This is a genomic window from Solitalea longa (assembly GCF_002920915.1).
Classification (GTDB): Bacteria; Bacteroidota; Bacteroidia; order Sphingobacteriales; family Sphingobacteriaceae; genus Solitalea; species Solitalea longa.
In genome coordinates, this window is sequence record NZ_PQVF01000009.1 from 166,628 (window position 1) to 188,209 (window position 21,582).

Consider the following 21,582-nt stretch of genomic DNA (forward strand, 5'->3'; position numbering starts at 1 on the left):
GAGCAGCATAAAGCTGTCTTAATGAAATAAATGCGCATCAGTTATTAACTAATAATATGATAACGAGCTTAATAAGTAAAAAATATTCGTTGTTATTGCTTTCAGCACTGGCATTGCAGGGATGCTCTTCGAAATCGGTTTATAAGATCACCTTGGAAAACGCTACTGATGTTCCGCGTACAGATGAATTGGTGGTATTGAACCGTGATTTTCTGGAGAAAAAACTGGGAAAGATAAGCGATTCTCAAACCTATGAGATCACTTTTAATACCAACACTATTATATGTCAACTTGATGACCTGAATGGAGATGGCAACTGGGATGAAGCCGTTTTTCCGCTGACAATCGGAGCGCATAAACGCATTGAAGCTGACATTCATCCGGTTTCAAAACAGGCATTAAAAGGAATTACTTCGAAAGCACATTCGCGTTTAAAAAAGAAACAAGCCAATGGCACTTATGGCGAAGTGTTAAAGTCAGAAACAATGCCTGAAAATTTAACCGCCAATAATTTCACTACCAACCCAATTCCATTGTACCAAACTGAAGGGCCAGCCTGGGAAAATGATAAAGTAGCCTTTCGCTCCTATTTTGATGTTCGCAATGCCAAAGACATTTTTGGCAAAACTACGGCAGCAATGGTAATGGACACAGTTGGTTATTCGGGTGATAAATATTACCATCACATTGCTCCCTGGGGCATGGATATCCTGAAAGTGGGACAATCACTGGGTGCAGGAGCGCTGGCCATCAGTCTGAAAAACGCTGAGGGAGTTGATACGCTTATCAGAGTAGCGGGCAACAATGTGAAGAAATCAAATTATCAACTTATTACTAATGGACCTTATCGGTCGATCATCAGGTTAACTTATCAACAGGTAAACATTGCAAACCAGGTTTATAACATTTCCGAAGAAATAAGCATTTGGGGCGGCCAGTATTTTTATCAGAATAAGATCTTCCTGGAAAAAACATATGGAAACGAGCACGTAGTAACCGGCATTGTAAATATGCATAGCAACCAGTCGGTTTGTTTTGATGTGGAAAACACCAATTGCATGTACACGCTTGATAAGCAAAGTGAAAACAAGGATATGTTAGGAATGGCTGTAATGACCAAAAAAGATGAACTGGATTATTTTCATCATACTCCCAAAGAGGGCGAAGGCATTATTAACACATATACAGCATTTTTAAAACCTAACAAAAACAATGCGTGTACCTATCGCTTCTATGCAGCCTGGGAACAAAGTGATCGTCAGTTTGCCGACAAAGCTTATGTCGATTCCTTTTTGAAAGAAGAGGGGTTTAAATGGAGCCATCCTTTAACTGTAAAGTAAATACGAATGAATTTAAGCCAACAAAATTTAACCCATATTTCTCCTGAATCCAGCTTAAGCATCCCTGAGCAAACTACTTTCCAGTTGCCCGAAAAAGTGCTGCAATTTGGAACCGGTGTTCTTTTGCGTGGCTTGCCTGATTATTTTATTGACAAAGCCAACCGCATGGGTTTGTTCAACGGTCGTATTGTGGTGGTAAAATCAACAAGCACCGGCGATACTGCCGCTTTTGAAGCACAAGATAATTTGTATACACTATGCGTTCGAGGCATTGAAAACAATGTACTGATCGAAGAAAATATTATTAATACGGCTATCAGCCGAGTGATTGCAGCTAACAGTCAATGGAACGAGGTTTTGGCCTTTGCTGAAAGCCCTGATCTTGGCTTTGTGTTTTCAAACACCACCGAAATCGGCATTCAGTTGCAGGAAGATAATATTCATGCTAACCCTCCTTCTTCATTTCCGGGCAAGTTGTTAGCGGTTTTGCTAAGACGTTATCAGTTTTATAAAGGAGACAGATCGAAAGGATTGATCATTCTTCCTGCAGAATTAATTTCAGATAACGGCAGCAAGCTTAAGGAAATAGTGGTAACGCTGGCACAAAAACATGATTTAGGCGAGGCCTTTATCAGCTGGCTAACTGGGGCAAATACTTTTTGTAATACGCTTGTCGATAGGATCATACCTGGTAAACCCGATGCAAAAACCAATGCGGCACTTAATGCAGAACTTGGATATAAGGACGATCTGCTTTCAATTGCCGAATCGTACAGATTATGGGCCATTGAAGGTGATGAGCGATTGGCTGCTAAACTTACGTTTGCTGCAGCCGACGAAGGTGTGATCATCACCCCGGATATAAATCTTCACAGTGAACTTAAACTCCGTTTGCTAAATGGCACACATACCCTAAGTTGCGCAGTAGCTTATTTGGCAGGGTTTGATACGGTAAAACAGGCAATGAACAATCCTGATATCGAGCATTTCATTTCAAGCTTGATGAAAGATGAGATCGGCCCGGCAATTCCGTACCCTGTATCCCCTATCCAGGTAAATGACTTTGCAAACAGGGTGCTCGATCGTTTCAGAAATCCTCATATTAAACATAACTGGTTAAGCATTTCGATGAACTATACGTTGAAACTGCGTGCCCGTGTTTTGCCATTACTGTTGCAGCATTATGATTTTTCGAACGCAGTACCTGAGGCTATGGCATTGAGTTTTGCCGCTTACCTTAAGTTTATGAATACTGATGAATGTGTGGACGGAAAATATTACGCCACCTGCAACCATAAAAAATACGCAGTTAACGACCCATGGGCGCAGTATTTCTATCAGCAATGGAAATCGGATGCATTCGTGACAACAGTTTTAAACAACGAAAGCTTATGGGGAACCGATCTAACGAAATTAAAAGGATTTGCCGATCGTGTTCAGGAGTATTATGAACAGATCAATAATAACGGAATAATGAGTGCTATTCAAACAGTAAAACCAGCCAATTTACCAGCATGAAGCAAGCTATTTTAAAAGTTCATCCTGATGATAATGTACTCGTTGCCCTTACCGATTTAAAAAAGGGTGAGGAGATCAAACAAAACGGACACAGTATAACCTTACTTGATGATGTAAAGGTTAAACATAAGTTTGCTGCCAAGCCTATTGCCAAAGGCGAAAAGGTAATGATGTACGGTGTGTTGGTAGGTATTGCCCAAATCGATTTCGAGGCAGGTAATGTACTCAGCACTGCAAACATTAAGCATGCAGCCAATGGTTTCTCTACCGGTGAACGCAAAACCGAATGGGTTAAACCTGATGTTAACAAATGGAAAACAACCACCTTCAACGGCTTTCATAGAAGTAATGGTGAAGTAGGAACTGCCAATTACTGGTTGGTGATTCCAATGGTTTTCTGTGAAAACCGAAACTTAAAAGTTTTAGAAGAAGCCTTAATTGCTCCCCTTGGCTACGGACAAAAAAAGGCCTACCAAGAGCAAACCTTGCAACTGGTCGATCTTTACAAAAAAGGCCATTCGGTTAATGATCTGTTACAGGCACCATTATATACCGAGACGGTTGAGAAGAAACAAAACCGCTTATTCCCTAATGTTGATGGCATTAAATTTTTGGTTCATGATGGGGGTTGTGGTGGCATTCGCCAGGATGCGGAAACGCTTTGCGGGTTGCTGGCCGGTTATATCACCCATCCGAATGTGGCGGGTGCTACCATTTTAAGCCTGGGTTGCCAAAACGCACAGGTTTCCATATTGCAGTCGGAAATAGCCAAACGTGATCCATCATTTGACAAGCCTGTTTACATACTCGAACAACAAGCTGTTGGCACCGAGGCTGATCTGCTTTCATTAGCGATTAAAAATACATTTGCCGGTTTGGTTCAGGCCAACTCAACCATTCGTCGCCCTGCCCCACTGAGTAAAATCACCATTGGTTTAGAATGCGGAGGCTCTGATGGTTTCTCAGGAATTTCAGCTAATCCGGCCATTGGTTATACTTCGGATTTGCTGGTAGCACTGGGAGGCTCAGTGATTCTGGCAGAATTCCCGGAATTATGTGGTGTTGAGCAAAACCTGAGCGATCGTTGTCTTCATACGTCAGATGCGGAGCGCTTTTCAGCATTGATGCATACGTACGAACAACGTGCTACGGAAGCAGGATCAGGCTTCGACATGAATCCTTCTCCAGGCAATATTAAAGACGGCTTAATTACTGACGCAATGAAATCGGCCGGAGCCGCTAAAAAAGGGGGTACTTCTCCGGTGGTTGATGTGTTGGATTATCCAGAGAAAGTGACCAGAGCGGGATTAAACCTACTTTGCACACCGGGAAATGATGTAGAATCAACAACCGCTGAGGTAGGTTCTGGAGCTAATATCGTTTTATTTACCACCGGCTTAGGAACACCTACCGGTAACCCTATTGCACCGGTAGTAAAGATCGCGAGCAATACGACTCTATTTAACCGCATGAACGACATCATTGACCTGAATACAGGAACCATTATCGCTGGGGACGAAACAATTGAACAGGCGGGATCCAGGATATTAGATTATGTGATCGAAGTAGCTAGCGGTAATATTGAAGTATGCGCCGTTAAACATCAACAAGATGATTTTATCCCGTGGAAAAGAGGAGTTTCATTATAAAAAAATAGATTCTCCGTGTTTCGAGAAACAAATGAATGCAGGAGTTTTCGACAGGCCCAAGCACACATTAGTGATTCGATAAACGGGGAATCTATTACAAGGCTAAAAATAGAAGAAAAGGACGACAAAAGATTTTATATGAAGAGTTTTTTAGATGAAAATTTCTTACTGCAAACTAAAACGGCACAACAACTTTATCATGAGTTTGCCAAAGAAATGCCCATTATAGATTACCATTGCCACTTACCGCCCGATCAGATTGCAAATGATACTCAATTTGAAAACCTGACTCAGGTTTGGCTTTACGGCGAACATTATAAATGGCGCGCCATGCGTACCAATGGTGTTCACGAAGATTATTGTACCGGATCAAAATCAGATATTGAAAAATTTGAACAATGGGCGGCAACGGTTCCGTATACGCTGCGCAATCCCTTGTACCACTGGACTCATTTAGAGCTTCAGCGTTATTTTGGCATTTCAGAAGTGCTTTCTTCTAAAAATGCCCGTTCAATTTATGAACAGTGTACAGCCAAGCTTCAAACTCCAGAATATTCGGTTCGCAATTTATTGCGCAAAATGAAGGTAGAAACAGTGTGCACCACCGACGACCCTGTTGATTCTTTGGAGGATCATCAGCAACTTAAAAAAGACGGATTTGAAATCAAGGTATTACCCGCATTTCGCCCCGACAAGGCCATGAATTCGGATGATATCCAGTCCTTAAACACTTATATCGATCGCCTCGAAACCGTTAGTAATAGCAGTATCCAATCGTTTGAAGCCTACTTATGGGCATTAAAAAGTCGCCATGATTATTTTGCGGCAAATGGTTGTTCCGTTTCAGACCATGGCCTTGAAGAAATCTATGCGGAAGAATACACAGACGAGGAGGTTAAACTAATCTTCAATAAGATCAGATCAAATCAATCGATATCAACGCTGGAAAGCCGCAAGTTTAAATCGGCCATGCTGTTTTATTTTGCCATTTGGGATCATGAAAAAGGCTGGGTGCAACAGTTCCACCTGGGAGCCTTACGCAATAACAATTTGCGTATGCTGAAAAAACTGGGCCCTGATACCGGCTGGGATTCGATCGGCGATTTTAGCCAGGGCAAAGCCTTAGCCCATTTCCTCGGAAAACTCGATCAGGAAGACCGTTTGGCAAAAACCATTATCTACAATCTTAACCCTGCCGACAATGAATTAATGGCCACAATGATCGGAAACTTTAACGATGGTTCGGTGGCCGGAAAGGTTCAGTTCGGGTCGGCCTGGTGGTTCCTTGATCAAAAAGACGGTATGATCAAACAGCTGAATGCCTTATCCAATATGGGCTTATTGAGCAAGTTCGTAGGAATGCTTACCGATTCAAGAAGTTTTCTTTCGTATCCAAGGCATGAGTACTTCCGCCGTATTGTTTGTAATCTTTTTGGCGATGATGTAGAAAACGGGGAATTACCAAATGATACTGCCTGGCTTGGAAAAGTAGTGCAAGACATCTGTTATCATAATGCTAAAAACTATTTCAACTTTTAAATTATGACCGGAAAAGTACTTTCGTTTGGAGAGCTTTTATTGCGTATTTGCCCGGATATGAAGGGCTCATGGTTGGAGCAGAATCAACTGCCTTTTTATGTTGGCGGTGCCGAAGCAAACGTGGCCACTGCTCTTGCCCTTTGGGGAGTTCCATCTGCTTACTTCACAGCACTGCCAGATAATTTAATGGCCCATCAGCTGGTATCTTATCTTAAAAGCAAGCAAATAAACACCGATAGAATTACCTTTCAGGGTGATCGTATAGGCTTATACTATTTACCTAAAGGCAGCGATTTAAAAAATGCCGGGGTTATTTATGACCGGAGCAACTCTTCGTTTTCAAACTTAAAACCGGGAACCATTAATTGGGACGAAGTTTTTGAAGGCGTTTCGTGGTTGCACTTCAGCGCCATTTGCCCAGCATTAAATCAGCAAGTGGCCAATGTATGTTTGGAAGCTGTAAAAGCGGCTAAAGCCAAAAATATTACCATTTCACTCGATTTAAACTACCGCGCCAAACTTTGGCAATACGGTAAAAAGCCAACCGAAATTGTACCCGAACTGGCGCAATACTGCACCTTGATCATGGGTAACCTTTGGGCTGCGAATACCATGCTAGGCATCACCTTACAAGAAAATATCTTTGCCAACGACAACAAAGAAGCCTATTTGGAACACGCCGAATTAACCTCAAAGGCGATAATGAATGTATTTCCTAACTGTAAAGCGGTAGCCAACACCTTTAGGTTTGATAAATACAAAGGCATTAAATACTACACCACACTTTATACAAATAACCGACTGCTGGTTTCTCAAGAGCATAGCACCGATTTAATTATTGATAAGGTGGGAAGTGGTGATTGCTTTATGGCTGGTTTAATTTATGGGTTCTATAATGAGCTGCCGCCTGCCGAAACCCTCGAATTTGCCACAGCCGCAGCCTATAAAAAACTATTTATTCTATCTGATGCCACTTCATCAACCGTAGAAGAGGTGAATCAACTAATTGTACAGTATGCAAAATAAAGAAACTGCACTTAAGGCAATTGTCGACCAGGGCTTACTACCCTTGTTCTTCTATAATCAGCCCGAAGTTTGCCTTAATATCATTCAAACGCTTTACCAGTCGGGCATACGAACATTAGAATATACCAACCGGGGGCCTGAAGCATTAGAAAACTTCGGATACTTAAAATCAGAGCTGAAAAAAACTTGTCCTGATTTGCATCTAGGGATCGGCACCATAAAAACGACTAAAGAGGCTGAAGCGTTTATCAATGCGGGAGCTGATTACATTGTATGTCCTATAGTGGATGTTCACGTTGGTCATCTAACCCATGAAGCGGGCTTGTTATGGATCCCGGGGTGCTTCACTCCTACTGAAATTCACCAGGCTCAACTAGCCAATGCAGTTCTGATCAAGCTGTTTCCTGCAAATATTCTGGGGCCAGCTTTCCTTTCATCCATTAAAGAATTATTTCCTGGTCAACTTTTTATGCCAACCGGGGGCGTAGAAATTGACGAGCAAAACATCAAAACCTGGTTTAAAGCCGGAGTTTGTGCCGTTGGCATGGGAAGCAAACTAATCAGCAAAACCCTGCTCGACGAGCGCAATTACACGCAGCTATCCACCGAAACTCAAAAAGCATTAGCCTTAATTAAAATATGTAGGTAAGATATTCATACAACCACGCAACCAATTTATTATGAATGAACTTAAAGAGCTTGAGGTATCAACCACTACCGTTACAAGCATAAATGAAAAAATAGGTAGTTATCGCTGGACGATCTGTTCGCTGATTTTCTTTGCTACTACCATCAATTACCTCGATAGGGCGGTAATGAGTTATGTAAAGCCCTATCTGGCAACTGCCTTTGGATGGAATCCTATTGAAGAGGTGACAAACTACTCAAACATTGAAGTTGCTTTTAAACTAGCCTATGCTATTGGGATGCTGTTTGCCGGTCGGATTATCGACAAGCTGGGCACTCGTATTGGTTATGCGCTGGCAACCTGTTTATGGAGTATTTCGGCAGTTTTACATGGTTTTGCTACAGGCACAATGGGATTTGGTATTGCCCGGCTATTTTTAGGTGTTACCGAAGCGGGTAATTTTCCGGCAGCCATAAAAGCTACTGCAGAATGGTTCCCTAAAAAAGAACGAGCGCTGGCAACAGGTATTTTTAACTCGGGTTCTAATATCGGGGCCATTATAGCGCCACTATCGGTTCCCTGGATCGCGCATACCTACGGTTGGCAATGGGCCTTTATCATTACCGGTGCATTAGGCTTTGTTTGGCTTATTTTATGGTTTATTTATTACGAAATACCTGCTAAGCAACAAAGACTGTCGGACGCAGAATACGATTACATCCATAGTGATAAACAAACTGAATCAGTTGAAAAAACGGAAAGTGTGTCATGGATCAAGCTTTTAGGATTTAAGCAAACTTGGGCCTTTGCGCTGGGTAAGCTTATAACCGACCCCATTTGGTGGTTCTACCTGTTTTGGCTGCCTGATTTTTTAAGCAAGCAATATCACCTGAGCGGCGATGAACTTATTTTACCTAGTGCAGTAGTGTACATTATTAGCAGTTTTGGAAGCATAGGTGGCGGATGGTTGCCCATGAGGCTCATTAATAATGGCTGGATGGTTTTTAAAGCCCGTAAAACGAGTATGCTTATTTATGCGATCTTGGTTATACCAATTGTATTTGCACAGTTGCTTGGCGACATTAATATGTGGTTAGCGGTGATGGTCATTGGACTGGCAACTGCTGCTCACCAAGCCTGGAGTGCAAATATCTTCTCTACTGTGTCCGATATGTTCCCTAAAAATGCCACCGGATCAGTTACAGGCATTGGTGGTATGTTTGGTGGATTAGGAGGTATTTTATTAACCTTGCTTGTTCAGAAACGATTATTCGTCTACTACGAAAGCATCAACCAAATTCAAACGGGCTATTATATTATGTTCATTATTTGTGGAGCCGCCTACTTAACTGGATGGCTAATTATGCATTTGCTTGTTCCAAAAATGAAACCCGTAACCCTTTAGCAATTTTCAAGTTTGTGAGTACAATACGTTACAGCAAAAGGCGTAAAGGACAGTTTGTTAGTCTATAACCTTTACGCTGCTGTAGCGGCAATTCATCAGGTTTTCCTATAACTCCATTAAATGGGTTTTATATAGACTAGAATCAAAATATACCTTTTAGCCTTAACCTGTTTTTAAATAAAAAAGGCGGATGAATATTCTTCATCCGCCTATATTTTTTTGAAATAGCTTAACTATTCCATTTCGAAAGTTTCCATGAACTTAGTGGTAAAGTTACCGGCTCTGAAGTTAGGATCCTGCATTAATTTTAAATGGAATGGAATCGTAGTTTTGATACCTTCGATAACAAACTCACTTAAAGCACGCTCCATAGTAGAGATAGCCTCTTCGCGGGTTTGAGCTACGGTGATCAACTTAGCGATCATCGAATCGTAGTTTGGCGGGATCACATATCCTGAGTAAACGTGTGTATCCACGCGCACTCCATGACCTCCAGGTGAGTGGAAGTTAGTGATCTTACCTGGTGAAGGACGGAAATTATTTAATGGATCTTCAGCATTGATACGACACTCGATCGCATGCATGCTTGGAAGATATGAACGTCCAGAAATTGGAATTCCGGCAGCTACTTTAATTTGCTCTTTGATCAAATCATAGTTGATTACCTCTTCGGTTACCGGGTGCTCTACCTGGATACGAGTGTTCATTTCCATAAAGTAGAAGTTGCGGTGTTTATCAACCAGGAACTCGATGGTACCTGCTCCTTCGTAACTTACGGCTGCAGCACCAGCAATTGCCGCCTCACCCATTTTCTGGCGAAGCTCGTCTGTCATAAACGGAGACGGTGATTCCTCCACCAATTTTTGGTGACGACGCTGAATTGAACAGTCACGCTCCGAAAGGTGACATACTTTACCGTATGAATCGCCCACTACCTGAATTTCGATGTGACGAGGGTCTTCAACGAATTTTTCCAGGTAAATACCGTCGTTGCCAAAAGCAGCTCCGGCTTCCTGACGAGCTGAATCCCAGGCATTTTCGAAGTCTTCATCTTTCCAAACAATACGCATCCCGCGACCACCACCACCGGCAGTAGCTTTAAGAATGATTGGATAACCAATTTGGTTGGCAACAGTAATACCTTCTTTAACATCGCTTAATAAACCATCAGAACCCGGAATAGTTGGTACGCCGGCATTCTTCATAGTATCTTTGGCAGATGCCTTATCTCCCATAGCATTGATCATCTCAGGGCTGGCACCAATAAACTTGATACCATTCTCGCGGCAAATTGCAGAAAACTTAGCGTTCTCTGACAAGAAACCATAGCCCGGGTGAATAGCATCTGCATTGGTAATTTCCGCAGCTGCAATGATATTAGGAATATTTAAATAGGAATCTTTGCTTGGTGCAGGACCAATACAAACTGCTTCGTCAGCAAAGCGAACATGTAAGCTGTCGCGATCAGCAGTTGAATAGACTGCAACTGTTTTTATGCCCATCTCTTTACACGTACGTATAATACGTAACGCGATTTCTCCACGATTGGCAATTAGTATTTTTTTAAACATGAATAAGCAATTTGAAAATTTGCGAATTTGAAAATTTGAAAATATGGTTGATCTAATTGAAAAGAAAACTCGTTTTCACATCAACTGATCTTCATATTTTCAAATTAGGACTACATTGGCTCAACCAAAAACAATGGTTGATCGTATTCAACCGGACTTGCATTGTCAACCAAAACTTTAACAACACGGCCTGAAATTTCAGACTCGATCTCGTTAAATAATTTCATTGCTTCGATAATGCAAAGAACTTGTCCCGGACGAATTTCATCTCCAACATTCACAAATGAAGGTTTTTCTGGGCTGGCTTGACGATAAAACGTACCGATCATTGGAGATTTGATGGTAATCAAGTTTGATTCGTCGGCAGCTGGAGCTACTGCAGGAGCAGCCGGTGCAGCAGCAGGAGCTGTTGCAACAGGAGCTGGAGCAGCTGAAATTGCGGCTACAGGTGCAGCAACAGGAACAGTTGCCTGAATTACTGTTTGCGCCTGTGAGGCTGTTTTTATAGTAATTTTAAAATCTTTTCGTTCAATCGAAACTTCATTAACGCCTGACTTAGAGACGAACTTAATCAGTTCCTGAATTTCCTTGATTTCCATTAGTTTGTTTGTTTGTTTAAGTTGTATTATTCAAAGTTACCTATTACGTTTTAAGTTAATGATTTAGTTGTCAACAACCTATATCAACTTTTCTTAATAAGCAACCTCAGTTAGTTTCATAAAGTTTAATAAGCCCAGGTCAGATAAACTGCACCCCAGGTAAAGCCTCCACCAAAGGCGGCTAATATAAGCTTGTCCCCCTTTTTAAGCTTATCTTCCCATTCCCATAAGCATAAAGGAATAGTACCATTGGTAGTATTACCGTAATGCTCAATATTCACCATTACTTTTTCGGCAGGCATTCCGCAACGATCAGCAGTTGCATCAATAATGCGTTTGTTTGCCTGGTGAGGTACTAACCATGCTACATCATCAGCGGTAAGGTTATTTCGTTCCATAACCTCGGCAGCTGTTTCAGCCATGTTGGTTACGGCAAATTTAAATACGGTTTTCCCTTCCTGATACACAAAGTGCTCACGGTTCTCAACCGTTTCGCGTGAAGCTGGTTTAGCAGAACCTCCGGCTTTCATTACTAAAAACTGGCGACCGGCACCGTCACTTCTTAAAATAGCATCCTGAAAACCTAATCCTTCCTGATTTGGTTCCAAAAGAACAGCTCCTCCTCCATCACCAAAGATGATACAGGTTGCGCGATCCTGATAATCGATAATTGAGGACATTTTGTCGATACCGATTACCACTACCTTTTTGTACATACCGGTTTGGATAAACTGAGCTCCGGTAGTTAAACCATAAATAAAACCTGAACAGGCAGCGCTAAGATCGTAACCCCAAGCATTTTTGGCGCCGATTTTATCACATATAACATTTGCTGTAGCAGGGAAAACATAATCGGGAGTAGCGGTGGTACAGATCACAAGGTCAATTTCATTAGGACTGATACCGCGTTTAGCGAGTAATCCTTCCATAATTTTAACCCCCATGTCTGAAGTAGCGCCCTCTTTTTGAATTCTTCTTTCTTTGATACCTGTACGAGATAAGATCCACTCGTCATTAGTATCAACCATTTTTTCCAGGTCCTGGTTCGTCAGCTTATCTTCAGGAGCATAACCAAAAACCGCAGTTATTGCAGCACTAATTTTTGACATACGTTTCGAAAAATAATAATCGCAATTATTTTAAAGAGCGCGGCAATAATAGGAAATTATTATGAAAAACTATGTTTTTCACTAAACAAGAAACCCAACAACCTGATTAATTGCGAGTATCAGACTGCTGGGTTTCAGCTAAGTAATTTCTTATTGAAATGCTTGTTTAATCTTATCGATCAACCCTGAAGTTATCAGGTCGCGCGAAAGCAATAGCATATTCTTAATGGCCTCCGGACTTGAAATTCCATGACCAATTACAACCGGGGCATTAACGCCTAAAATTGGGCTGCCACCATACTGTTCGTAGTTAAAGCGATCGAAGAACTCATCTTTCAACCCTTTCTTACGGGTTAAAACATAAAATGATTCGGCCAGCTTTAAAATGATGTTACCGGTGAAACCATCACATACAATTACATCTGCTTTATCGTTGAACAAATCGCGTCCTTCGATATTACCGATGAAGTTGAACATTTCGGTATCTTTCATTAAAGGATAAGTAGCCAGACTCAGCAGGTTTCCTTTTTCCTCTTCTTCACCAATATTCATCAAGCCTACCTTCGGATTATTCACTTCATAGATATTTTCGGCCAATAATTTGCCCAAAATTCCAAACTGAAGTAAAACATCCGGTTTACAGTCGGCATTAGCACCTACATCAAGTATAATTCCCACACCTCCATGAAGCTTAGGAACAATTGTTGGCATACACGGACGAATGACTCCCGGAATCGCTTTCACGGAGAACATAGAACCGACAAGCATAGCTCCGGTATTTCCAGCACTCGAAAAAGCATCGATCTTTCCTTCTTTCAGTAATCCGAAGCCAACAGCAATACTTGAATTTGGTTTTTTTACAATGGCTTTGGTAGGGTGTTCGCCCATACCAATTACCTCGTCGGTGTGCACCAATTCAAAATTGTTCACATCAAAACCAACCTCAGTGCAAATTGTTTTCACCTGGTTGCTGTCGCCGATTAGCACCAATTTCTGGTCGGCTGGCAATGTTGTATAGGTTTCGATAGCGCCTAAAACCGCAGCCTTAGGAGCATAATCGCCACCCATCACATCTAAACCAATACGCATGGTAAGATCGTATAAGAGTTATTAAGCTTGTGCAGTATTCTCAACAATCAGTTTACCACGGTAGTATAAGTTACCGTCAACTGTATAAGCGCGGTGAGGCAAGTGTACAGCACCGGTAGTTTTACATACGAACAACGGAGTAGCCGATGCTTTGTAGTGAGTTCTACGCTTATCTCTTCTCGACTTCGAAAATTTACGCTTAGGATTTGGCATTTTATTAAAGTTTTATAATCCAAAAAAAATATTTCTTAATTCTCTCCAAAGTTTTTCAAAGCATCCCAACGTGGGTCGATTGGCTTTTCATCACTTTCTGTTTCCTCAGTACGGAGTTCATTCAATTTACTGATCATTTCCTGATCGCAAAAGCTTTGTTGCCCATCGCAAGCAGTAATGATTGGAACCTGTAAATTGATGTATTCATAAATCAGAGGAGCAACATCATACTCATAAGCAGCACGGCTTATTACAATGATCTCTCCCTCTTCGTTTATGTCCGAATCTGAAAGTTTAACGATCTGTCGTTCGTTTACCTCAATATCATGTGGATATGGAGCTAAACAACGATCACAAGCAACTTCAATTGTACCCTTGATAAAAAAATCAAGAATGAACATAGTTTCTTGCTTATTGAACGTTAAGTGTACTTTAACATCCCCATTCTTTACCAGTGAATATTCGAATTCGTCGAAGAATTTCTTATCAATCGAATACTCAAATTCATTGTTGCCAAGCTTTAAGCCGACAAAAGGGATAATATACGCTTTATTCGGTTTCAATGTACGTACCTATAAATTAGCCCGCAAAAGTAGGTATTAATATTTAATTATGAAAGAAGAATTTAGAAATGAAATTTGAATATCAAATTGTTGTGGCGATAAACTGTTTAATTGGGGCTTAAGGATTACTAAAGCCAATCCTTTAACGATAGAAATAATTTCTATGCAGTTTTACACTAGAACAGTTTGACAATTTTATTTATAAATCTCGATTACAATCTTCCCGTCCTTCTTAACATATCCGCGATACATTCCTTCGGTGCAAAACGACATAGCAATATCACCTTTACGATTGATAGCAATTAAACCACCATCCCCTCCGGTTGCCGGTACTTTCTTCATGATCACCTCGTCAGCTGCATCTTTCAAACTTAAACCTTTATATTCTACTAAGGCAGCTACATCATGAGCAACCACGTTACGGATAAAAAATTCGCCCCAACCAGTACATGACACGGCGCAACTGTTATTATTTGCATAAGTTCCGGCACCAATAATTGGGGAATCTCCCACACGACCAAAACGTTTATTAGTCATCCCTCCTGTTGATGTTGCCGCCGCTATATTTCCATTAATATCCAATGCACAGGCACCCACCGTACCGTATTTATAATCACGATTGCCTGGTTGTTTTAAAAGTTGAGTAATTTTCTTTGATGAATCTGAATGATCCATTTGGATTTTATCTTCTTCAATAGCTTTTTGCAATTGATCCCAGCGTTCTTTAGTATAAAAATAAGAAGGGTCAACAATGGTTAAGCCTTGCTCTTTGGCAAATTGCTCAGCTCCTGAACCGATCATCATTACATGTGGCGATTTAAGCATTACTGCTTTTGCTGCCGAAATAGGATTTCTAATAGTATGAACAGATGCTACAGCTCCGGCCATCAATGTTTTACCATCCATAATGGATGCGTCCATTTCATTCTTCCCATCGTGCGTAAAAACCGCACCTTTACCGGCATTGAAAAGAGGATTATCTTCCAAAATATTTACCGCGGCTTCAACGGCATCAACGCTTTTCCCTCCTTTTTGCAGCACATTATAACCTGCTTTCAGGGCCTGTGTTAAAGCAGCGCGATAGGCTGCCTCTTTTTCGGGTGTCATGTTCTTTTTTAAAATAGTTCCAGCTCCACCATGAATAACCAAAGCAATGTTTCCTGTGTCTATTGTGTTATCTGATGTCTTCATTTCGGTTTTCGATGACTTTGTGGCGCAAGAAAATATGATTATAACGATTAACGCAAAAAGACAAACTGAGAGTAAAAAGCTACGCATAATTAATGATTGTGTTGGGAAACCCCAAGGTAGAAGATTTTTCGGCAAAATCATTGTATGTTTGAATTACGAATAACACAATTTTATGTCAACGGACCTTCACTGGCAAAAGCTATCATCTGAATATTTAGTAAAAGATCAATGGGCAACGCTTAGGGCCGATTCGTGCCGAATGCCGAATGGAAAAATCATTGAACCTTATTATGTGCTTGAATATGCCGATTGGGTAAATGCGGTTGCGCTAACGGAAAACAATGAGGTGATAATGATTCGTCAATACCGTCACGGTGCAGAGCAAACCATGCTCGAGATTGTTGGAGGGGTAATTGATGACACTGATTCATCACCTGAAGAAACAGTTAGACGCGAGTTACTGGAAGAAACCGGTTATGAATTTACTTCAATTGAAGCTACAGTAACACTTTATCCAAACCCATCCACTTCGTCAAACAAGGTATACAGTTTTTTAGCCAAGGGTGGTAAAAAAGTGCAGGGCCAGGTTTTAGATCATTCCGAAGAAATTTTGGTGGAGCTGATCAGCCTGGAGGAGTTGAAAAGGCTGGTTCTCGAAAATAAGATCCCGCAAGCCATGCATTCCTCAGCCATATTTTATGCGCTTATTAAATTAGGGCAACTTTAAAATCTTGCCGATGAAATGGATCACCCGTGAACGCCCTAAAATTGATCGCATTGCCTGCCCATGGCTTATCCGACGATTTATTGATAAAGAAGCGAAGTTTATTTATGTTCCTTTCGATGAGGTAAAGAAGCAAGCAGAACTACTTGGAGCCATTCCTTTTGATATTCCGGAGGTAGAGTTTACGCATTATGAGGATTACTGCACTTTCGACTATTTTGTTAAGAAGTATAAGATAGATGATCCGGCAATTGAGACCCTGACAATAATTGTTCGCGGCGCAGATACGGACCGGCATAACCTTGCGCAGCAATCAGCCGGCCTTTGGGCCATCTCAGCAGGACTGGCTCATAACATTACCAATGACCACGAGCTGCTTGAGCAGGGAATGATTATTTATGATGCCTTATACAGCTGGGCCTGTCACCTGCAAAATGAATCTCACACTCAAAATCCCTTTGAAAAACTGTTGATGCAGACATTGGGTGATTACCTGAAAACCTCACAGAAGCGAACTCCAAAATGGGCCAAAGAATTAAAGAATATCATTCAGGATCAAATTGACACTCAACTCAGCTTAAGCTTAAAAGATATTTCAAAAGACCTGAATGTAAACCCATCCTACCTTTCCCGCGAATTTTCAAAATACTTTGACGATCTTTCTTTTGGGGATTATATCCGAAAGTTACGTATCGAAAAAGCGATCCAACTCTTACAATCTCCGGTTTATTCACTAACGGAAGTAGCTTATTTAACCGGCTTTTCGGATCAAAGCCACTTTACGCGAATATTCAAGAAACATACCGGCCAAAACCCCTCCGAATTCAGAAAAAATCTTTCTAAAAAGTAAATTCAATACAAAACCGTCAAATTCATTCTATTTTAAGCAGAAAAACCCTACTAAACTTGTAGTCTATTGCCTCATGTGATGAAATGGATAACAAGAGAACGGCCGAAGATTGACAGAATAGCTTGTCCCTGGTTAATTAAAAACTTTGTAGATAAAGAAGCAACATTTATTTATGTACCCAAAGAACAGGTTTTTGAAAAAGCCAAAGAGTTGCAGGCCATTCCATATGATATTCCGGGAGCCGAATATTCACATGTAGGTGATCTATGCACCTTCGATTATATATTGAATAAACACAAATTGCAAGACCCCACATTACTTCAACTGGCAACAATTATCAGGGGAGCCGACACTAACTGTATGGATCTGGCTCCCCAATGTGCCGGGTTATGGGCCATTTCAGCAGGTCTCTCTTACCTGTACCACGATGACCAGGAGCAATTAATTGCAGGCATGAAAATTTATGACGCCCTCTATGCTTGGGCAAAACACGTTCAAAACGAGAAACACACATGGAACCCACACTTGTAAAAGCAACACCTAACTATTCATTATTTGCACTGGTAAAGTATTTCTTAAAACTTGGCTCGATAGGATTTGGCGGCCCTATAGCATTGGTAGGATATATGCATCGTGATTTAGTGGAACATCGTCAATGGATCAGTGAAGAAGAATACAAAGAAGGCCTGGCTTTGGCACAATTAGCTCCCGGCCCCCTGGCGGCACAACTGGGTATTTATTTAGGCTTTGTCCATTACGGTGTTTGGGGCGCCACTTTGGTTGGATTAGCTTTCGTAATCCCCTCATTCATTATGGTATTACTCATTGGCATTGCTTATAAAATGTATGGAGGCCTTGCCTGGATGCAAGCCGTGTTTTATGGAGTTGGCGCCGCAGTAATAGGCATAATTGTAATAAGCACCTATAAATTAACAACAAAATCAGTAGGCAAACCTGAGTTTTCGTCAATAAAGAAAAACTGGTTATTATGGCTTTTTTACTTTCTGATTGCCATTATCACCGTATTAACAGAAAGAGAAGAGGTGTTGTTATTTGTTGCAGCCGGATTGATTTTCATGCTGGTAAAGGCCCCTCCCCTTTGGTTGCGCAAACCGAAAGTGATCTCTTCATTACTGCTACTCAACCTGGGGTTTACAGCTGCCGATTCTGATACCTTAACCAAAATCGCACTGTTTTTTACCAAAGCAGGTGCTTTTGTTTTTGGCAGCGGACTGGCAATTGTTCCCTTTTTACATAGCGGAGTGGTTGATCAGTATGGCTGGTTAAACGAACAGCAATTCATTGATGCAGTTGCTGTGGCCATGATTACACCAGGCCCAGTAGTTATTACAGTAGGATTTATCGGATATTTGGTTGCGGGATTTCCGGGTGCCTGCGTGGCCGCATTAGCCACCTTCTTACCCTGCTATTTATTCACTATAATTCCGGCTCCTTATTTTAAGAAAATAGCAGGTAATAAGAGTATAAAAGCTTTTGTTGATGGAATTACCGCTGCTGTTGTAGGAGCATTAGCAGGGGCTGTAGTTGTTATTGCTCTTAGAACGATTGTAGATGTACCTACTTTTTTAATTGCCTTAACAACTGCTGCACTACTGGTATATACCAAAAAGCTACCAGAGCCCTTACTCATTGGAGCCGCAGCATTGATAGGCATCACACTTAAATTTTTAGCGTAGCATGATTTAAAATCAGGAAATTGAATGAGTATGGAAAGAGTATCAGCTATTCTTTAAAAATGCGACCAGTTTTTCAACTGCTCGTCCCCGGTGGCTAATGGCGTTTTTCTCATCCATGCTCATCTCGGCAAAGGTTATACTGTAACCATCGGGCTGAAAAATGGGATCGTAGCCAAAGCCGTCGGTTCCCGAACGTTCGGCACGTATCGAACCTTCTACCGTTCCTTCAAACAACTGTTCAACACCATCAATAACTAAAGAAATAACAGCTTTAAAACGAGCTTTACGGTTTTCCTCACCCTCCAGTTTCTGCAATAAAAGATCGATGTTTTTATCATGGTCGCGGGTACCGCTGTACCGGGCCGAATAAACTCCGGGTTCACCATTTAATGCGTCAACTTCCAAACCGCTGTCGTCACCAAAGCAGTTCAATCCGAAGTTACTATAAACGTACCATGATTTTTGTCCGGCATTTTCAATAAAGGTATCGCCTGTTTCAGGAATATCTTCATTGCAACCGATCTGATTCAAGGTTAACAATTCAAAAGCACCATTTAGCATAGCGCTTACTTCTTCTAATTTATGGAGATTATTAGTGGCAAAAACTAATTTATTTGACATTGAACAACAATTTTAAAGCATTCCACAAAACCATTTTCTTATTCTTATCGGCCTCAATTGCTGATAATGTATCAGGTGAACGCATGATCGACATTCCACTAAAGTTAGTTGTGGCATAATCATGCATATTTAAGCCTTTGAAAACCAATGCATCAGAAGGTAAGTCAAAGCCGATGACCTTGCTGCAACTGAAGAAGTTTTTAAGCGCGGTTAAATCAGCATTTTTACAGTGAGCATAATTTAAAACGGCCACATCGTCCAAGCTCATTTTCAAAGCGGCTATAACTTTTAAGAAAAATTCTTTGTCTTTATCAGTAATGTATTTTGAGTTCGGATAATTTACCAGCACCAACACATAACGGTTATTTTCACCCAAATACTCAAAGCCTGCATTAGTTTCCGGTGCGGCAACAGTCGCCTGTTGTTCAGCAACTTGAGTAACCGTTTCTTCGGCCACCGGCGTATTTTGGATGGTTTGAGCACGGTCATTTTGATTCCATTCATCCACCTTATACAGTGTTTCAGAAAGCAACGTACTAAGCATAATCGCATCGGTATTCACCTTCAAATTTTCCATGGAACAAAAATACATTTAATCTCAAGCTAAAAAGGAGACAAAACAATTTATTCACAAGTAAAATAAAAATGTATTTTTGGCAGTTATCATAACTAGTTTAAAAAGAGTACGGCAAGCAAAAAGCCGAAAAATTACAAATGAAGAAACTTTTAACCCTAGCTTTAATATTACTTAGCACGTGTGGAGCTTTTGCTCAACAAAAATCCATTGATAAGGTAGTAGGCGTTGTTGGCGATAAAATCATCTTGCAATCGGATGTAGAATCTCAGTATTTAGAGTATCTGCGTCAGCAAAATCCGCCAAATGAAAAAATGAAATGCGTGATCTTAAATGATTTGTTGCTGCAAAAACTTTTACTTAACCAGGCTCAACTCGACAGTTTGGTGGTAGAGGAAGCGCAAGTGGAACAAACAATCGACCAGCGTATTCAATACTTTACACAGCAAACAGGTGGCTCAGTTGAGAAACTTGAAAAAGAATTGCTGGGAAAATCCGTACTACAATTTAAGGAAGATATTCGTCCTTTGATCAGGGAGCAATTATTAGCTCGTCAGATGCAGGGCAAAATCACTGAAGGAACCACCATTTCTCCGGCAGAAGTAAAAGCCTTTTACGACAAGATCCCTGTAGACAGTTTACCGCTTTACAGTACCGAGGTGGAAATTGGCGAACTTGTAAAATACCCATCATTCAGTAAAGAACAGAAAGACCTGGCAAAAGCCAAACTGGAAGCTTTGCGTGCAAGGGTAAGGGCCGGTGAAGATTTTGGAACCCTTGCGACTCTTTATTCGCAGGACCCGGGATCGGCCAGTCATAACGGAGAGCTGGGCTTTTTTAGTCGCGGTATGATGGTTACCCCATTTGAGGCTGTAGCCTTTAAATTAAAACCAGGCGAAGTATCTCCTATTGTTGAAACGAAATTCGGCTATCATATACTTCAGTCAATTGACCGTAAAGGCGACCAGGTAAACGTTCGACATATATTGATCAAGCCTGAATTTGGACAGAAAGAGTTATTGAAAGCCCAAAGCGACCTTGATAGTGCCGTTTTGAATATTAAAAGCAAGAAATTAAATTTTGCAGAAGCGGCAGTAGTTTATTCGGATGATGTGGATACCCGCTCAAACGGCGGTATGATCCGCAATCCGGAGAACCCTCGTTCAATAACTATTCCGTTGAATATTTTGGGTCAGATGGATGCTGAATTACCTTCATTGCTTGACACTATGAAAGCTGGTGGTTTTAGCAAAGTTTTACCCTATATGAACCCACGTGAAGGCAAGCAGGGTTTCCGTTTAATTTATTTCAAATCGCAGACCGAGCCACATCGCGCCAATCTGGAGTTGGATTATGCAAGAATTCAGGATTTTGCCTTGCAGGAGAAGCAACACAAGATCTTTGAAAAATGGGTTCAGAAAAAACGTACTGAAAAGTACATCAGGGTTGCACCTGAGTACAATACCTGCGAAGAAATTCAGGCATGGGTAAAAAAGGATGCGACAAAAGCCTCTAACTAAAGATATCATTACTTCAAAAGACCGATTGATTTTCAATCGGTCTTTTTTGTTTATACCGGGCATGCAAAAAGTTTATTACGGCATGGCTTTAATTTTGTTGTAAACGTTGGTATTTGTACATTCAAGGCATTATAAATTTACCGGTTCAGGTATCGG

At 41.1% G+C, this 21,582-nt stretch carries 21 protein-coding genes; 12 read left to right on the forward strand and 9 right to left on the reverse strand.

All coding sequences use genetic code 11. The annotated features are described in order from the left end of the window. The first annotated feature begins 56 nt into the window (after window positions 1–56). The 7 genes from C3K47_RS13935 to C3K47_RS13965 all read left to right on the forward strand — a co-directional run bounded on the left by C3K47_RS13935 (window position 57) and on the right by C3K47_RS13965 (window position 9,105). Window positions 57–1,340, forward strand: coding sequence for a DUF4861 domain-containing protein (locus tag C3K47_RS13935; protein ID WP_103789758.1), 1,284 nt, complete (start codon window positions 57–59; stop codon window positions 1,338–1,340). A gap of 6 nt (window positions 1,341–1,346) precedes the next feature. Beyond that, entirely contained in the window at window positions 1,347–2,858 is a 1,512-nt protein-coding gene (locus C3K47_RS13940; protein WP_103789759.1) for a tagaturonate reductase, read from the forward strand. After that, window positions 2,855–4,507: a UxaA family hydrolase gene (locus C3K47_RS13945; protein ID WP_103789760.1), complete on the forward strand. Its 1,653-nt coding sequence runs from the start codon at window positions 2,855–2,857 to the stop codon at window positions 4,505–4,507. The genes C3K47_RS13940 and C3K47_RS13945 overlap by 4 nt, the downstream gene beginning before the upstream one ends. A gap of 138 nt (window positions 4,508–4,645) precedes the next feature. Then, on the forward strand, window positions 4,646–6,046 hold the full coding sequence (uxaC, locus tag C3K47_RS13950; protein ID WP_103789761.1) for a glucuronate isomerase: 1,401 nt from the start codon (window positions 4,646–4,648) through the stop codon (window positions 6,044–6,046). 3 nt (window positions 6,047–6,049) lie between these two features. After that, window positions 6,050–7,072: a sugar kinase gene (locus C3K47_RS13955; protein WP_103789762.1), complete on the forward strand. Its 1,023-nt coding sequence runs from the start codon at window positions 6,050–6,052 to the stop codon at window positions 7,070–7,072. Next, a complete protein-coding gene (locus C3K47_RS13960) occupies window positions 7,062–7,721 on the forward strand; it encodes a bifunctional 4-hydroxy-2-oxoglutarate aldolase/2-dehydro-3-deoxy-phosphogluconate aldolase (RefSeq protein WP_103789763.1) in 660 nt (219 codons plus the stop codon). Before C3K47_RS13955 ends, C3K47_RS13960 begins: the two co-directional genes overlap by 11 nt. A gap of 31 nt (window positions 7,722–7,752) precedes the next feature. Beyond that, on the forward strand, window positions 7,753–9,105 hold the full coding sequence (locus C3K47_RS13965) for an MFS transporter (protein ID WP_207765304.1): 1,353 nt from the start codon (window positions 7,753–7,755) through the stop codon (window positions 9,103–9,105). 233 nt (window positions 9,106–9,338) lie between these two features. Here the strand turns inward: C3K47_RS13965 and accC are convergent, their stop codons facing one another. From accC to C3K47_RS14000, 7 genes are all read right to left on the reverse strand, one after another. Next, window positions 9,339–10,676: an acetyl-CoA carboxylase biotin carboxylase subunit gene (gene accC, locus C3K47_RS13970; RefSeq protein ID WP_103789764.1), complete on the reverse strand. Its 1,338-nt coding sequence runs from the start codon at window positions 10,674–10,676 to the stop codon at window positions 9,339–9,341. Window positions 10,677–10,786: 110 nt separating this feature from the next. After that, window positions 10,787–11,275, reverse strand: coding sequence for an acetyl-CoA carboxylase biotin carboxyl carrier protein (gene accB, locus C3K47_RS13975; protein WP_103789765.1), 489 nt, complete (start codon window positions 11,273–11,275; stop codon window positions 10,787–10,789). 125 nt (window positions 11,276–11,400) lie between these two features. Continuing rightward, entirely contained in the window at window positions 11,401–12,384 is a 984-nt protein-coding gene (locus tag C3K47_RS13980) for a beta-ketoacyl-ACP synthase III (RefSeq protein WP_103789766.1), read from the reverse strand. A gap of 150 nt (window positions 12,385–12,534) precedes the next feature. Continuing rightward, window positions 12,535–13,473 (reverse strand): phosphate acyltransferase PlsX, encoded by a 939-nt coding sequence (gene plsX / locus C3K47_RS13985; RefSeq protein WP_103789767.1) that lies wholly within the window; start codon window positions 13,471–13,473, stop codon window positions 12,535–12,537. Between the two features lie 21 nt (window positions 13,474–13,494). Then, entirely contained in the window at window positions 13,495–13,686 is a 192-nt protein-coding gene (rpmF, locus tag C3K47_RS13990; protein WP_103789768.1) for a 50S ribosomal protein L32, read from the reverse strand. A 35-nt stretch (window positions 13,687–13,721) separates the two neighbouring features. Further along, window positions 13,722–14,249, reverse strand: a complete 528-nt coding sequence (locus tag C3K47_RS13995; RefSeq protein ID WP_103789769.1) for a YceD family protein — start codon at window positions 14,247–14,249, stop codon at window positions 13,722–13,724. A 195-nt stretch (window positions 14,250–14,444) separates the two neighbouring features. Further along, window positions 14,445–15,440 carry an isoaspartyl peptidase/L-asparaginase family protein gene (locus C3K47_RS14000; RefSeq protein WP_207765305.1) on the reverse strand — a complete coding sequence of 332 codons (996 nt, stop codon included), beginning with the start codon at window positions 15,438–15,440 and terminating at the stop codon, window positions 14,445–14,447. A 172-nt stretch (window positions 15,441–15,612) separates the two neighbouring features. Here C3K47_RS14000 and C3K47_RS14005 point away from each other — a divergent pair, with 172 nt between their 5' ends. The 4 genes from C3K47_RS14005 (at window position 15,613) to C3K47_RS14020 (ending at window position 18,711) form a co-directional block, all read left to right on the forward strand. Beyond that, window positions 15,613–16,167, forward strand: coding sequence for an NUDIX hydrolase (locus tag C3K47_RS14005; RefSeq protein ID WP_103789770.1), 555 nt, complete (start codon window positions 15,613–15,615; stop codon window positions 16,165–16,167). Between the two features lie 10 nt (window positions 16,168–16,177). Then, entirely contained in the window at window positions 16,178–17,014 is an 837-nt protein-coding gene (locus tag C3K47_RS14010) for a chromate resistance protein ChrB domain-containing protein (RefSeq protein ID WP_103789771.1), read from the forward strand. A gap of 78 nt (window positions 17,015–17,092) precedes the next feature. Next, window positions 17,093–17,545 carry a chromate resistance protein ChrB domain-containing protein gene (locus C3K47_RS14015; RefSeq protein ID WP_103789772.1) on the forward strand — a complete coding sequence of 151 codons (453 nt, stop codon included), beginning with the start codon at window positions 17,093–17,095 and terminating at the stop codon, window positions 17,543–17,545. Further along, window positions 17,527–18,711, forward strand: a complete 1,185-nt coding sequence (locus C3K47_RS14020) for a chromate transporter (RefSeq protein ID WP_103789773.1) — start codon at window positions 17,527–17,529, stop codon at window positions 18,709–18,711. The genes C3K47_RS14015 and C3K47_RS14020 overlap by 19 nt, the downstream gene beginning before the upstream one ends. Before the next feature lie 42 nt (window positions 18,712–18,753). Here the strand turns inward: C3K47_RS14020 and C3K47_RS14025 are convergent, their stop codons facing one another. Together C3K47_RS14025 and C3K47_RS14030 are read right to left on the reverse strand one after the other, a co-directional pair. Further along, window positions 18,754–19,332, reverse strand: coding sequence for a non-canonical purine NTP diphosphatase (locus tag C3K47_RS14025; RefSeq protein WP_103789774.1), 579 nt, complete (start codon window positions 19,330–19,332; stop codon window positions 18,754–18,756). Continuing rightward, window positions 19,322–19,909, reverse strand: coding sequence for a hypothetical protein (locus tag C3K47_RS14030; protein ID WP_103789775.1), 588 nt, complete (start codon window positions 19,907–19,909; stop codon window positions 19,322–19,324). The genes C3K47_RS14025 and C3K47_RS14030 overlap by 11 nt, the downstream gene beginning before the upstream one ends. A gap of 137 nt (window positions 19,910–20,046) precedes the next feature. Between C3K47_RS14030 and C3K47_RS14035 the strand changes: the two genes are divergently transcribed. After that, entirely contained in the window at window positions 20,047–21,426 is a 1,380-nt protein-coding gene (locus C3K47_RS14035; RefSeq protein WP_103789776.1) for a peptidylprolyl isomerase, read from the forward strand. Window positions 21,427–21,582 lie beyond the last annotated feature (156 nt).